The 13,269-nt window shown below is 42.5% G+C and carries 13 protein-coding genes and 1 tRNA gene; 7 read left to right on the top strand and 7 right to left on the bottom strand.

What is annotated here, in order from left to right; translation table 11 throughout:
* Window positions 1-46: 46 nt before the first annotated feature.
* Together EWV68_RS19330 and EWV68_RS19325 are read right to left on the bottom strand one after the other, a co-directional pair.
* A complete protein-coding gene (locus tag EWV68_RS19330) occupies window positions 47-631 on the bottom strand; it encodes a DUF4276 family protein (protein WP_002777835.1) in 585 nt (194 codons plus the stop codon).
* Complete coding sequence (locus tag EWV68_RS19325) at window positions 624-1,826, bottom strand: AAA family ATPase (protein WP_287170755.1); 1,203 nt, start codon at window positions 1,824-1,826, stop codon at window positions 624-626. Before EWV68_RS19325 ends, EWV68_RS19330 begins: the two co-directional genes overlap by 8 nt.
* A 286-nt stretch (window positions 1,827-2,112) precedes the next feature.
* Between EWV68_RS19325 and EWV68_RS19320 the strand changes: the two genes are divergently transcribed.
* Both EWV68_RS19320 and EWV68_RS19315 read left to right on the top strand, forming a co-directional pair.
* Entirely contained in the window at window positions 2,113-2,637 is a 525-nt protein-coding gene (locus tag EWV68_RS19320) for a hypothetical protein (protein WP_061431698.1), read from the top strand.
* Window positions 2,637-3,449 carry an urease accessory protein UreD gene (locus EWV68_RS19315; RefSeq protein WP_287170754.1) on the top strand — a complete coding sequence of 271 codons (813 nt, stop codon included), beginning with the start codon at window positions 2,637-2,639 and terminating at the stop codon, window positions 3,447-3,449. Before EWV68_RS19320 ends, EWV68_RS19315 begins: the two co-directional genes overlap by 1 nt.
* Before the next feature lie 204 nt (window positions 3,450-3,653).
* On the opposite strand, the gene ispE is transcribed toward EWV68_RS19315, so the two are convergent.
* Together ispE and rsmA are read right to left on the bottom strand one after the other, a co-directional pair.
* Window positions 3,654-4,595, bottom strand: a complete 942-nt coding sequence (gene ispE / locus EWV68_RS19310; RefSeq protein ID WP_287170753.1) for a 4-(cytidine 5'-diphospho)-2-C-methyl-D-erythritol kinase — start codon at window positions 4,593-4,595, stop codon at window positions 3,654-3,656.
* Between the two features lie 17 nt (window positions 4,596-4,612).
* Window positions 4,613-5,419: a 16S rRNA (adenine(1518)-N(6)/adenine(1519)-N(6))-dimethyltransferase RsmA gene (gene rsmA, locus EWV68_RS19305; protein WP_061431701.1), complete on the bottom strand. Its 807-nt coding sequence runs from the start codon at window positions 5,417-5,419 to the stop codon at window positions 4,613-4,615.
* Between the two features lie 124 nt (window positions 5,420-5,543).
* On the opposite strand from rsmA, the gene crcB (EWV68_RS19300) reads away from it, so the two are divergent.
* Entirely contained in the window at window positions 5,544-5,933 is a 390-nt protein-coding gene (crcB, locus tag EWV68_RS19300; protein WP_287170752.1) for a fluoride efflux transporter CrcB, read from the top strand.
* Window positions 5,934-6,091: 158 nt separating this feature from the next.
* Entirely contained in the window at window positions 6,092-6,496 is a 405-nt protein-coding gene (crcB, locus tag EWV68_RS19295; RefSeq protein ID WP_061431703.1) for a fluoride efflux transporter CrcB, read from the top strand.
* Between the two features lie 72 nt (window positions 6,497-6,568).
* Here the strand turns inward: crcB (EWV68_RS19295) and hpnA are convergent, their stop codons facing one another.
* The gene (gene hpnA / locus EWV68_RS19290; protein ID WP_287170751.1) at window positions 6,569-7,555 is read right to left on the bottom strand and encodes a hopanoid-associated sugar epimerase; all 987 of its coding nucleotides are present in this window, start codon (window positions 7,553-7,555) and stop codon (window positions 6,569-6,571) included.
* A 169-nt stretch (window positions 7,556-7,724) separates the two neighbouring features.
* On the opposite strand from hpnA, the gene EWV68_RS19285 reads away from it, so the two are divergent.
* The gene (locus tag EWV68_RS19285) at window positions 7,725-10,259 is read left to right on the top strand and encodes a glycogen/starch/alpha-glucan phosphorylase (protein ID WP_287170750.1); all 2,535 of its coding nucleotides are present in this window, start codon (window positions 7,725-7,727) and stop codon (window positions 10,257-10,259) included.
* An 85-nt stretch (window positions 10,260-10,344) separates the two neighbouring features.
* Here EWV68_RS19285 and EWV68_RS19280 read toward each other — a convergent pair.
* Window positions 10,345-10,418: transfer RNA gene (locus EWV68_RS19280), tRNA-Asp, on the bottom strand.
* 218 nt (window positions 10,419-10,636) lie between these two features.
* Between EWV68_RS19280 and EWV68_RS19275 the strand changes: the two genes are divergently transcribed.
* Both EWV68_RS19275 and EWV68_RS19270 read left to right on the top strand, forming a co-directional pair.
* Window positions 10,637-10,852: a hypothetical protein gene (locus tag EWV68_RS19275; protein ID WP_002761575.1), complete on the top strand. Its 216-nt coding sequence runs from the start codon at window positions 10,637-10,639 to the stop codon at window positions 10,850-10,852.
* Window positions 10,853-10,875: 23 nt separating this feature from the next.
* The gene (locus EWV68_RS19270; protein WP_002761577.1) at window positions 10,876-11,388 is read left to right on the top strand and encodes a TolB family protein; all 513 of its coding nucleotides are present in this window, start codon (window positions 10,876-10,878) and stop codon (window positions 11,386-11,388) included.
* Between the two features lie 7 nt (window positions 11,389-11,395).
* Here the strand turns inward: EWV68_RS19270 and EWV68_RS19265 are convergent, their stop codons facing one another.
* Window positions 11,396-12,739 (bottom strand): DUF3370 domain-containing protein, encoded by a 1,344-nt coding sequence (locus tag EWV68_RS19265; protein ID WP_287170749.1) that lies wholly within the window; start codon window positions 12,737-12,739, stop codon window positions 11,396-11,398.
* Between the last annotated feature and the right edge of the window lie 530 nt (window positions 12,740-13,269).

The raw sequence follows: 13,269 nt of genomic DNA, 5'->3' as shown, positions 1-13,269 counted from the left end.
CAGTGATCGCAGGTTTCTTGGCTGGGATGGACAGGTTAATGGTTTGCTATCCTCTTGACAGAGATTGCAGAAAGTCGAGAAGATCTTTAAAAGAAGGACAACAAGTGGCACAAAGTTCTAAATTTAGCTTTTGGGCTAGTTCAAGATTCATGTTGGTACTATAACGGGGTTTTCTATTTTCACCGATTGACAATTTGATCAATTCTTCTTTCGGTTTGATAATTAGGTGAGGGTTTGGGTGAGCTTTTCCCTTGCCTCGTCCCACATATTTAACAACTTCTGGATCAGACCAAAACCAAGCCTCTAATTCTTCTATTGGGATGCAGATATATTTCCTGATACCATTAATATTAGAACAGCTTAATTCTAAGTGATCTCGCAATTGTTTTTCATCGTTAAGAGAGTTATTCTTGGGATTACGATCTAAATCATGAACAATGATAAAAGCATCACATCCTTCCCTTGTCATCACTTTAAGTTTTGCTGACAGTTTTCTCTTTAATGTACTAGAGGATTTAGATGCCCAAGATTTTGTCCTAGTATTTGTCCCCAGCACGCGATGGATAATTTGACGAAACACATCACAGTCCGTCTCATCTTCGGCAATTATGGCGATCAAGTTACTACTCATCGAGAATACCACTGTAAATCCAGTCTCCTAAATCTCCTTCTTCACAGAGGTACTCGACAACTTTTTCAATCTCTCCTTCTTCTAGTTTCCTAACACTTGTCCGTCCCTGGTTACGATAAACTAAGCTAATATTTTCTGGCTTTGTCCAAGCTACTACTTGTGGTGAATGAGTTGATATAATTAAATTTTCAGCCCAAGTATAGGATTTAATTTCATTTAATAATTTTGCTAACATTGCGGGATGTATTTGTGTTTCTGGCTCCTCAATTATGGTTGTTGCATTAGGATGGTGAGCAATTATTTCGATAAGAATTGATAAAACTCGCAAGGTGCCATCGGAGAGTAATCCAATATTGACTCCATCTAATAATACTGAAGCGATGTACTCTTCGTCTTTATCCTGGCCTGTCTGTCCAGAATGCTCACTCAAAACGAACTTCTGCACAGTGATTTTCTTGGCAAGTCCTATTCGTTGACAAACATTTTCTAGTTCATCAAAATCATCCGTACCCACCCAACGAAATATTCTCCGAGCTAGAGTATCTGCTAGATCAAATCGACTGGCAGAAATCTTCTTACTTGTCACCTTTAATAAAGAAGGCTGTCGTCTTGATGTGCGACGGATAGGAGCTTTGCCAAGAAGACGAATCCCTTTTAAAATAGCATAAACCCACTGCATTTCTGGAGGTAAATTTAGCGATGAATTTCCAGGTATATTTGACTGTCGCAGCGAGGTAGTATTGCCAAGAATAGCAAATATTGGCTCACCATTATTATTAAAGCTTGTTAGTCCAAATTCGGTTTTCCAGAGAAGTTCTTGATCTCCATCAATATACTGACAAGAATCATTCCAAGAAAAGGAATTATCGTTAGTGGTATCATCTATGTCTGTATCTATATAGTCCATAGAAAAGGGGATGATTAGCTCATACCTGTATCCTAAGCGCCGGTTAGTCGGTGTTAGAATTTCAACCTGCAAAATTGAGGGAATGCTATCACTATCAATCATCCGAGAGCCGATCGATCTACCGATAGCACAGGATGAGATGGCTTCAAATCCTTCTAGGATAGCGGATTTCCCCGCACCGTTTCTCCCCACTAATACCCCAACTTGGTTAACTAGGGATAGGGAAACTGGACCACCTAGCACACCCCAACCATCGAGGGTAAAAGATAATAGTCTAGGCTGGTTCATATTAAAACAATTCTAGTTTTTGGGACCATACAGGGCTTTATTAGTTAATTATATCCAATCTATCTGATCTTCCCTCAGTTTTCTGGGCTGGTGGCTGGCGATCGCAGATGAAGACCACTTTTAGCAGTTTTTCCCTCGATAATTTAGGATAAAATAAAAATGCGATCGAGAGTTAATATCATAGCCCGATCGGCAGCTCAAGAATCGATGATAATTGAGATTAATGATCCCTTAACTCCAGCGAAAACTATTAACCTGATTTTCCCAGCCCAAAAATTCCCCCAAAATGCTTACTCCTCTCCTCTGGCAAAGTGCCAATCCCCATCCCGATAATCTGGAGAATTTCCAAATTATTAGCCAATGGTGGCAAGATTTAAATCTTAAGGAAGTCTTCTGGCAACAGCGTTTAATTCCCGATACTGGCTCTCTGGAAGATATTAATTGGGAGCGGCAAGGTTTTGATGAAAAATTTAGCATCCAAATGCCTCAAATTCGGGGGATTACCCTCTATTGGCATAAATCTACTTTTGCTGACGAAAGAAGCATGACACCTAAACAATTAATTTTAGATCGGGAACGGGAGCAATTAGACATTTATCCTCAATCCCAAGCTAGTTTAGTTATTCGGGTGACGAAACCCCATCTGGTTTATCAAAAATTCGAGCTAAAAAATCCTCTCCTAGTCGGCAAAAAAGCGGAAAGTGAATATATTTTACTGATCAGGGATAAAGAACAGCAAATAGAAGTTAAAATTAATCTCAGTCCCGAAAATTATCGGCAATTTCTAGAAACCATGACCGAGGATCAATAATGTGGCAGGGAAACCTAGAACTAATTTACAAGCAAAAAAATCTCGCAACCCAGATTAATCACGTCTATGCTACCGCCCCTTTAAAAGTACAAAGACCTTTTTATCCCGAAGGAAAAAACCTTTGTCATACGGTGATTTTACACACGGCGGGGGGAATAGTTGGGGGTGATGTTCTTCAACAAAAAATTCATCTACAAGCCGCTACCAATGCCCTGATTACCACTGCTTCTGCTGGAAAAGTTTACCAGAGTAACGGTCAGATGGCCCAGCAATTAATCGAGATTAAAATCGATGATAATGCCGGGTTAGAATGGCTACCCCAAGAAACAATTATCTTTAATGGTGCAGCATTTCGCCAACATTTACGAGTGGATTTAGGGGAAAATAGCAGTTGGTTGGGATGGGAAATTACCCGTTTTGGTCGTAGTGCGCGAGGCGAGAAATTTTTAGCGGGAGAATGGCATTCTAATTGGGAAATTTGGCGATCGGGACAACCTTTATGGCTCGATCGCTCCTTCCTGTTGGGTGGTAAAATGATCGAGGGATTTTCTGGTTTAAATGATAGCGCCATGATCGGTACTTTAGTTTATATCGGTCAACCGGTGGGCAGAAATTTAATCGAGAAAGTGAGAGATTTTTCCCTAGAAGGGGAGATGGGAGTTACTAGCACTTTAGGAGATGGTCTTTTGTGTCGTTATCGGGGTAATTCTAGCGGTGAAGTGCGACAATGGTTTCAGCAGGTTTGGCAAATTTTAAGGCGAGAAATGAGCGATCGAGAGGCAATTATTCCGCGAGTTTGGTTATCTTGGTGAAGGCGGTTAATGAAACCTCTTGCATAATTAATTTTTGAGGGTTCAAAAACGTCAAAAATAAGGATTAAATCGCATAAAATCTGTAAATAGACCATTTAACTGATTATCATTCATTCTTAATTCTCCTGACTACTGACTACTGGCTACTGACTCCTAACCCTAACAACAATTTTTGATTTTTACAAGAGGTTAATTATCATTTTTTCAAGTCACTTGAATGCCTGTATCGGTGATTGGGGCTATCCAAAATTGTAGATCGGGAGCGACGAGAATTTCCCGGGCCTCTTTAACAATAGTTTCCGCCACTTCCTGAGATGAACAGAGAGTAAAAACCGTCGGGCCAGAGCCTGACATCATCGTTCCCAAGCCGCCTAAATCGCCCAGAACCTGTCTTAACTCGGCTACGAGGGGAAATTCGGGTAAAACCACCTTTTCGAGGTCATTGTGGATAAATTTGCCGATAGCGGCCGTTTTTTTCTGGGCGATCGCTTGTACCAAAGCCCCAGAACTCACCTGCTGACGACGGTGATGAAATTCCTCTGGAGAAGACAGATAGGTATCTTGAAATTTTTGCCGATAGCTTTGGTAGGCCCAGGGTGTAGAAACGGATAAATGATCGTATTTGGCTAAAATCACCCATAATCCGGTTAGAGGAGCGATCGGATCGAGAATTTCTCCCCTTCCCGTACAGATAACCGTTCCTCCTGTCACACAAAAGGAAGTATCGGAGCCCAATCTTGCCGCTAAAGTTTCTAATTCCGGACGGGTTAAGCCTAATTCCCAGATTAAATCGATGCCGACTAACACCGCCGCCGCGTTGGTGGACCCCCCCGCTAAACCGGCAGCCACGGGAATATATTTGTCGATGCTGATATCGATGCCGCCGTAATTGGCAAAGATGCGGGGGAATTCCCTCGCCATCAAAGTGGCGGCGCGATGGGCGAGATTACTGCTATCTTGGGGGACGAGGGGATGATGGCAAAAGAGACGGAATTCCTGCAATCCGTTCGGCCGGAGAGTGATGCGATCGCATAATGCCACCGTCTGCATCACCATCACTAACTCGTGGAAACCATCAGGGCGATCGCCAACGATTTCTAGATATAAATTAATTTTAGCGGGGGCTAGAAGGGTATAACTGTGCATTTGTCAAGGAAAAAAATCTAAAATTTTGGCAATTGACCTAATTTTTCCGCCAAGTCAATCCATTGCGATAAACTGAGATCTTCGGCGCGAGCGAGGGGATTAATTTCTAATTGTGTCAGGATTTGGCTTAATCGATCGCTATCCAGACAATTTTTTAGATTATTGCGTAACATTTTGCGCCGGTTGGCAAAACCCCAGCTAATTAAAGTGGACAAAAAGGCTGGATTACTGACATTATTCGGCAAAACACGGGGTAAAAGCTGAATTACCGCCGAATCCACCCGGGGAGGTGGGGAAAAGGCCCGCCGGGGGACATCACAAATCCATTGACAATCGGCAAGGTATTGAATGCGGACGCTCAAAGCGCTGTAAGCTTTGGTGGAGGGGACAGCGACTAATCTTTCGGCGACTTCTTTCTGGACTAAGAGGGTAATACTCTGGTAAGGGGGGGTGAAGGGATGGGCGATCGAACCGAGCAGCTTTTCGAGGATCGGACCGGTGATATTATAGGGAATATTAGCCACTACTTTATTAACCGGCGGCAGTTGCTCGGGTTTAAGGGCAAGAAAGTCGCCTGGTATGAGATGAAAGTTATCTTGTTGGCCAAATTTTTTATTTAAAATTGTCCATAGATCTCGATCGATTTCTACAGCGACAACCAATCGAGCGCCATCGAGAAGACGACGGGTTAAAATGCCTGTACCCGGTCCGATTTCTAATACCCGATCCTCTGATTGTAAATTAGCGGCGCTGATGATGCGATCGAGTATCGATTCATCTTTTAACCAATGTTGTCCAAAACGTTTACGCGGTTGAATTTTCATACCTCTATTTTAAAATCAGAGGGTTGTCCTCGACAATAACACCCCTGAAAATATGGGTCATGCGATCGATAACCGCATCAATTATCATAGAGCCTAGGCAAAGATAGCAAAAAAATTAGAGACAATGTCAGATTTGAACGATGTTTTCGCAATTGTAGCAGGAGCGGTTCCGGGGGCGTTATCTCGTTATCACATTACCGAATGGACAAAAGCAAAATTCGGCTTGCGCTTTCCCTATGGAACTTTTATTATTAATTTAACTGGCTGTCTAGCTATCGGTTTCTTTTTGGCTATTTTACCCAGTTTTTCCTTTTATTCCCACCAACTAGATTTAATGGTGAGAACGGGATTTTTAGGAGCTTATACCACCTTTTCTACCTATAGTTTAGATATCCTGATCCTCTGGCGCAATCAGCAAAATTTTCTCAGTCTTTTTTTTGCCGTTGCTAGTATCATTTTCGGATTGATTGCCGTGAGAATCGGGGCAGCTATTGCCCAATTTTTTCTAGGTTAAGTAGGTAGGCGTTAAAAACTATCAGATCCCCCCGCCTATCGGCACCCCCCTTATTAAGGGGGGCAGGGGGGATCGAACCTAAAATCCATTTTTAATTTAATTATAACTAGCTACTTAATTCTCCAATTTATTGACTATTTAAGGGCAGGACAGACAGCATGGATTTTTTCAGGGGACGTTATGGTTTATTCGTGGCGATTGGGGCTATTTTTGGGGCTTTGAGTCGTTTTTATATCGGAGAATTAATTGACAGTATTTTCGGTCAAGAATGGGGATTTTTAGGAACATTTTTTGTTAATGTTTCTGGCTGTTTAGTTATTGCCTATATCTTTACTATGGTTAGGGAAAATATTCGCATAATTGCCCCAGAATTAGGATTGATGATTGCCACGGGTTTTTGTGGTTCCTATACAACTTTTTCCACCTATAGTTTGGAGGTCAACAAGTTTTTAGAGCAGGGAAACGTGACTTTCGGTTTAATTTACTGGTTGGGCAGTGTTCTTGGGGGGATGATTGCGCTTAAAATTGGAGTTATTTTAGCAAGAACAGGTTTTCCTAGATGAATTATTAAGGGCGCAAAAATAGATAAATATCTAAGCACAATTGAGACCATCTTTTTCCTTTCCTACTCAGTGTTAATAAGTAATGTCTCCATTGGTTTGAAACCAATCGATGGCATCGGCTAAAGCTTGTCTAATCGGCGATTGGGGTAAGCCTAGTTCTTGCACTGCCTTCGAGGAATCGTAGTACATGGACTGTTTTGACATTTTCACGCCATCAAGGGGTATAGAGGGGGATTTTCCGAGGACAGGAAGAACTTTTTCATCTAACCAAGCTATTAGTAAAGGAATCCAAAAAGGTAAAACAATTTTCGGGGCATTTATGCTGGTAATTTCGGCTAATTCTGTCAACAAAGTTTTTAAAGAAGTGTTTTGATGACCTAAAATATATCTTTCGCCAGTTCTGCCCTTTTCTAAAGCTAATAAATGTCCCCAGGCCACATCGCGCACATCAATTAGATTTAATCCCGTATTCACATAAGCGGGCATTTTTCGCCGCAAAAAACGGAGAATAATGTCGCTGGTGGGTGTAGGCTTGATATCAAATGCTCCTATGGGCGTACTAGGATTAACTATAACGATATCCTGTCCTCTTTGTACTGCTTTGAATGCCTCCTGTTCTGCCCAATACTTCGATTTTTTATAATAACCCACTAATTGATGGGCGGGACTTTGATAAGTTTCATCGACACTTTCACCCTTTTTACCCACTCCAATGGCGGCCACGGAACTGGTATAAACTATTCTGGCAATTCCCGCTAAATGCGCCGATTCTAGAACATTTCTTGTGCCTAAAACATTGTTTTGGTAGAGTTGATGTCTATCCTTTTGCCAGAGAGAATAGTGCGCCGCTACATGAAAGAGAACTTCGCATCCGACCATTAATTTAAATAAGTTCTCATCATTTAAATCACCCCGGACAATTTCCACGTCTAAACCCCACAAATTTCTGAGATTACTGTGGGTACGGACGAGGACGCGCACTTGGTAGCCTTCAACTAAAAGCAATCGCACTAAATTCGCCCCGATAAAACCCGTTCCACCCGTCACAAAAGCACGCATTGCTCAGACTTTCCCCTATTTTCGCTTCCTATCGGTAACTGACATTTAATCACCTTAACTTTATTATTACTATACCTTAATCTTAGTCAAGATTTAAGCTTTTCTTGATACAATTTGGGGTCGGTTTATTTTAGACTAAGAGCAGCCAATCTTCAGTAAAAATGCTCCTATGAATCCATCTCCAGAGTCAACTTTTGTTTGTCCGATTATCATCGAAGATGATAGAACAGGATTAGACACAGAAACTATCCGACGGGCTTTAAGGGATAATTTACTCTATATTCAAGGTAAATTACCGGAATTAGCCAGCAAAAACGATCTTTACATGGCCCTAGCTTATACCATCCGCGATCGTTTATTGCAGCGTTGGTTAACCACCCAACAAACCTATCTAAAAAAAGATGTCAGAACCGTTTGTTATCTCTCGGCCGAATTTTTAGTCGGTCCCCATTTAGCTAATAATTTAATTAATCTCGGTATCTACGAACAGGTCCAGAAAGCTGTCAGCGAATCGGGATTAAAACTAGAAGAATTAATTGCCCAAGAAGAAGAACCGGGGTTAGGAAATGGTGGTTTAGGTCGTTTAGCTGCCTGTTATCTCGATTCCCTTTCTACCCTAGAAATTCCAGCTATTGGTTACGGTATTCGCTACGAATTTGGTATCTTTGATCAAGAAATCCACGACGGTTGGCAGGTAGAAATAACCGATAAGTGGTTACAGTATGGAAATCCCTGGGAAATTGCCCGACCGGAATCATCGGTAGAGGTAAAATTTGGCGGTTATACCGAATCCTATACCGACGAAAATGGTAATTATCGCAGTCATTGGATTCCCGATTATGTAGTCAAAGGAATTCCCTACGATACCCCAATTCTCGGCTATCGAGTTAACACCGCTAATACCATGCGTCTCTGGAAATCAGAAGCTTGTGAATCTTTTGATTTTGGTCGCTTTAATCGCGGCGATTATTATGGTGCGGTGGATAATAAAGTTCACTCGGAAAATATCAGTAAAGTTCTCTATCCTAACGATGAACCAATTCAAGGCAAAGAACTGCGTTTAGAACAGCAATATTTCTTTGTTTCCTGTTCCCTACAGGATCTGATTCGTATTCACTTACATGAAAACCCCAGTCTCGATAATTTTCATCAAAAATGGTCAGTACAATTGAATGATACTCACCCTTCCGTCGGGGTAGCTGAGTTAATGCGCTTGTTAATTGATGTGCATCATTTCGATTGGGATAAAGCTTGGTTTATCACTCAAAATACCTTCGCCTATACCAATCATACTCTTTTGCCAGAAGCTTTAGAAAAATGGCCTTTGAGTATTTTTGGTCGTCTTTTACCGCGATTAATGGAAATTATCTATGAGATTAACCATCGTTTCTTGGATAAAATTCGCATTATTTATCCCCATGATGACGGCAAAATGTCCCGTTTATCTATAATCGATGAAAGCGGCGAAAAATACGTCCGTATGGCTCACCTTGCCTGTGTGGGTTCCCAGGCAATTAATGGGGTGGCAGCCCTCCATACAGAATTACTGAAAAAAGATGTTCTGCGCGATTTCTATGAACTCTTCCCCGAAAAGTTTAGCAACAAAACCAATGGAGTTACTCCCCGGCGCTGGATAGTTTCTAGTAATCCCCGCTTGACTTTTGCGATTACAGAAAAAATCGGCGAAAATTGGATTAAGCATCTGGAGGATTTACGCGGTTTAGAAAACTATGTCGATGATGGGGGGTTTCGGGACTATTGGCGACGAATTAAATACGATATTAAGGCAGATTTAGCCAATTATATCGCTAAAAAAGTCGGCATTAAAGTTGATCCTAGTACCCTCTTTGATGTGCAGGTAAAACGCATTCATGAATATAAACGACAACACCTCAACGTTTTACACATCGTTACTCTCTATCATCGTCTCAAAAATAACCCCAATCTCGATATTACCCCACGCACCTTTATTTTTGGTGGTAAGGCAGCCCCGGGTTATTTTATGGCGAAATTAATCATTAAATTGATTAATTCTGTGGCGGAAGTTATCGACAATGATCCGACGATTGGAGGACGTTTAAAAGTGGTTTTCCTACCCGATTATAATGTCACCTTCGGTCAACGGGTTTATCCGGCTGCAGACTTGTCTGAACAAATTTCCACCGCAGGGAAAGAAGCTTCGGGAACCGGTAATATGAAATTCTCTATGAATGGGGCCTTAACTATCGGCACTCTCGATGGGGCAAATATCGAAATTCGTGAACAGGTGGGGGCGGAAAATTTCTTTCTTTTTGGCTTGACAACCGAGGAGGTTTATGCTAAGAAAGCCGCCGGTTATAATCCCCAAGAATACTATTACCATAACGAAGAATTGCGGGCAGTATTAGACCTCATTGGTTCGGGATTTTTTAGCCGGGGTGATAGTAGTTTATTCCGCCCGCTTGTGGATAATCTTATCTACAATGATCCCTATATGTTACTGGCTGATTATCAGTCCTATATCGATTGTCAGGAAGGAGTCGGTCACGCTTATAAAGATCAAGAACATTGGAGTCGTTTAGCGATTCTTAATGTGGCCCGCATGGGAAAATTCTCTAGCGATCGCTCGATTCGGGAATACTGCGAGGAAATCTGGCGGGTACAACCGGTAAAGATTGAATTACCCGATTATATTCAAGCTAATGCCGGTTTATCGGTAAATTAGAACCAATCTAGGCAGTAGGATCGTGTTTATTTACCCTACTGCCCACAGGTTTACTGGCCCTGGGCGACTCTAATCTAGATTTCTACGGGATTGACGGGGCTCGAACCCGCAACTTCCGCCGTGACAGGGCGGTGCTCTAACCAATTGAACTACAATCCCATTTTTGCCACATTTCTGATTGTAACTTCATCATTAGGGTTATGTCAAGCACCTCTGGGAAAATTTTTTTGAGGGAAGTGGGGAGAGGGGAAACAATTGATAACTGGGTTTTTAAAGTTGGATTGGGATCAATCCTGAATTAAAGCCAAAAAATCCCATGGTAGAGAGGGATCCTCTTTACCATGGGATTGTAATTAAGCTTGTTGGGAGCCTGAGCTATGACTAACCCGAATTCGATCGAACAGCTATCGCAGGAATTACTCGATCTAGACCAAGTAGATGCCGATACTGGGGCAGATTTGCGGCAAAAAGCCCAAGAAATCCTCGCTGAAACCACTATTGACCTGCCGATTCGAGAAGCGATCGCCGATAGTCTCAGTCAAGGCAATCAACTACTTACCCTCAAAACCGTCGGCAAGGAAGAAAGTTACTAGCACATTTGGGGTCAAAAGTCAAGATGAAAGAAAAAAATTTTTTTGTCTGGCTGGGGCGATTTTTGGCCTCTTTTGGGCTGTTATCGGGGATAAGTGGCTGTAATTCTCCTCTTTTGATTACTCCTCAAGTTCCCGCCGGTGGTTTAAATAGTTTTGCTCCCGATCAATTCCCCAGTTATAGTGCTGATGGTCGCTATTTAGCCTTCGCTTCCGATCGCTCCGGTCGTCGTAGTATATATTTATTCGATCTGCAAGAAAAGCGCTTAGTTAATCTTCCTAACCTAAATCGTGGCGATTCTAGCCAAGATCAGCCATCTCTGAATGCTGACGGTCGTTTAATTGCCTATATCTCCAGCGAACGCGGTAAAAGTGATGTCATGGTTTATGATCGTTCCCGGTCCCGTGCAACCCTGTTAACCGCTAACCTGCGGGGAAGCGTCCGTAATCCCACCATTAGCGGTGATGGTCGCCAAATTGCCTTTGAAACCAACCAAGACGGTCAATGGAATATTGCGATCGTTAACGGCCAATTTTAAACTTGTTCTACTCGGTCTTAATCGTTAAAACCTGCGGAGGAGTCGCATCTGGTGGATATAAAAAATTTACCTGTACTATATGCCAATCCCCGGGAGGAATAGTCAGAGTCACTAAAGGTTGCCCCTCTTGTCCGCGTCTTTGGACGAGATGGAAAAATCTGCTTTGTGCCTGTCCCTGGTCATCGCTATAATTGACGGCTACTGTTCCCCGAAAAAACACTTGTGGGGCAGCCGGATCGAGAAAACGCAAACCCTGCCCAATGATATCCTCTTTAATCGGTGTTTCTAGCGCAATAGTCACCGTTTTTGCCTCATTACTTCGATTAAATAGAGGTAAACTTAACCTATATTCCACACCGTAATTACCATGAGCTTGATAGGCCGTATCGGGATAGCGAACTAACATACTAGCACTTTGATTTTGTTCCGTTCCCAGTTTGCCCCCGGGTAGGGTGCTAATCCCATAGGCTATAGATTGACCAGAATCAGGAATATTTAACCATAAAGAAGCTCGATCGACCAATCGGGCTGGCCAAGCTGAACCTTGGGACACCCCCGCTACCCGTCCATAAATTATCTGTCCTTGACTATGGGGAGGAGTGGGCGCTCGATCCCGCGGAGTCGATAAATCGCCTTTTTCTAGCAAATTTTGCCACTCTGTAAGATTTGGTGGTCTTTCCTGTCCATTTTCATCTAGGGGTGCATAAAGAGCTAAACTAGCAGCGTAGAGAAGACCGTCACTTTCCAGACGGAGATAAGTGGACCTACCGTTTAAAGGGGGAGTCAAATCGCGCACGGGAATCGCCGCATTTAAGACCATAAAACTCTCCCCCGCCGGAATAATAATCCTATCGGGAAAAATATCCTGACGCTGCCCCATTAAAATATCCCCCATTACCCGACTTCCCGGCCCAGCAAAAACCGTCCCCTGATTATTTTCCACTTGTGCAGGTAAATCGATAAAAGCTGCATCCGGTTGACTCAAATAACTGGCCCCTTGCAGAATTTTAACGGTCACGGGATGAGAACTAGGATTGTGGAGTAATATACCCAGATAAAGGCTGCGTAAATTATCGGGAAAACTCCCCCTCGCTATATGGTGGGCAAAAATATCAAAGCGTCCCTGAAAAGCATAATTTAAATGGGCCGAGGGAAAACTTTTCTCTTGGGGGGGAAAAGTCGAAAGCAAAATCCCTTCTCCTAGCAATAATTCGGGACTATTACTATTAAAAACGGGAACTTGATCTAGTTGATTCGGTAAAGGACGCACCTGCACCGGTCGAATTATTTCTACAATAGGAGGAGTTTGGGCAATGGGTAGTAAAAAAGGTAACATCACACAAATTACCATCTCAAGATAATTAATTTTTGATCATAGCATTACTGGCTCGCTCAATTTAGATCGTATTCTGTTTGTCTATATCTAGAGGATTGGTTAATATTTCTTTCCGGTGTTAAGTAGCTGGTTATAATTAAATTAAAAATGGATTTTAGGTTCGATCCCCCCTGCCCCCCTTGATAAGGGGGGTGCCGATCCCCCCTTAGTCCCCCCTTTAATCCCCCCTTAATAAGGGGGGCATCTGACAACTTTTAACGCCTACCTACTTAGCCGACCTTTTTAGTTAAGTACAATCAAGAAAAATTATCAAACTTCCCAATCGTTATTTGCTCTTGCCATTGAGCAAATCTATTGTCATCATAGACTAAAATCTAGATGTAGCCGTGGTTTTCTGGAAACTTCGCCCGATGTCTAGATAGGGTCTGCTGAAAAAGGTTTTCCTGGGGGCAGGGTGTGGGGTGTGGGGTGTAGGGTGTGGGGTTTTAGCGATTTTCATCTGGTCAATTACCTAATTTTCAGGGAAAAAGTTCAGGGATTTTACC

The sequence above is a fragment of the Microcystis sp. M_QC_C_20170808_M9Col genome, assembly GCF_007095495.1.
GTDB lineage: Bacteria > Cyanobacteriota > Cyanobacteriia > Cyanobacteriales > Microcystaceae > Microcystis > Microcystis aeruginosa.
The sequence above is the reverse complement of the archived record's forward strand: the minus strand, read 5'-3'. Positions and strand labels throughout refer to the sequence as shown.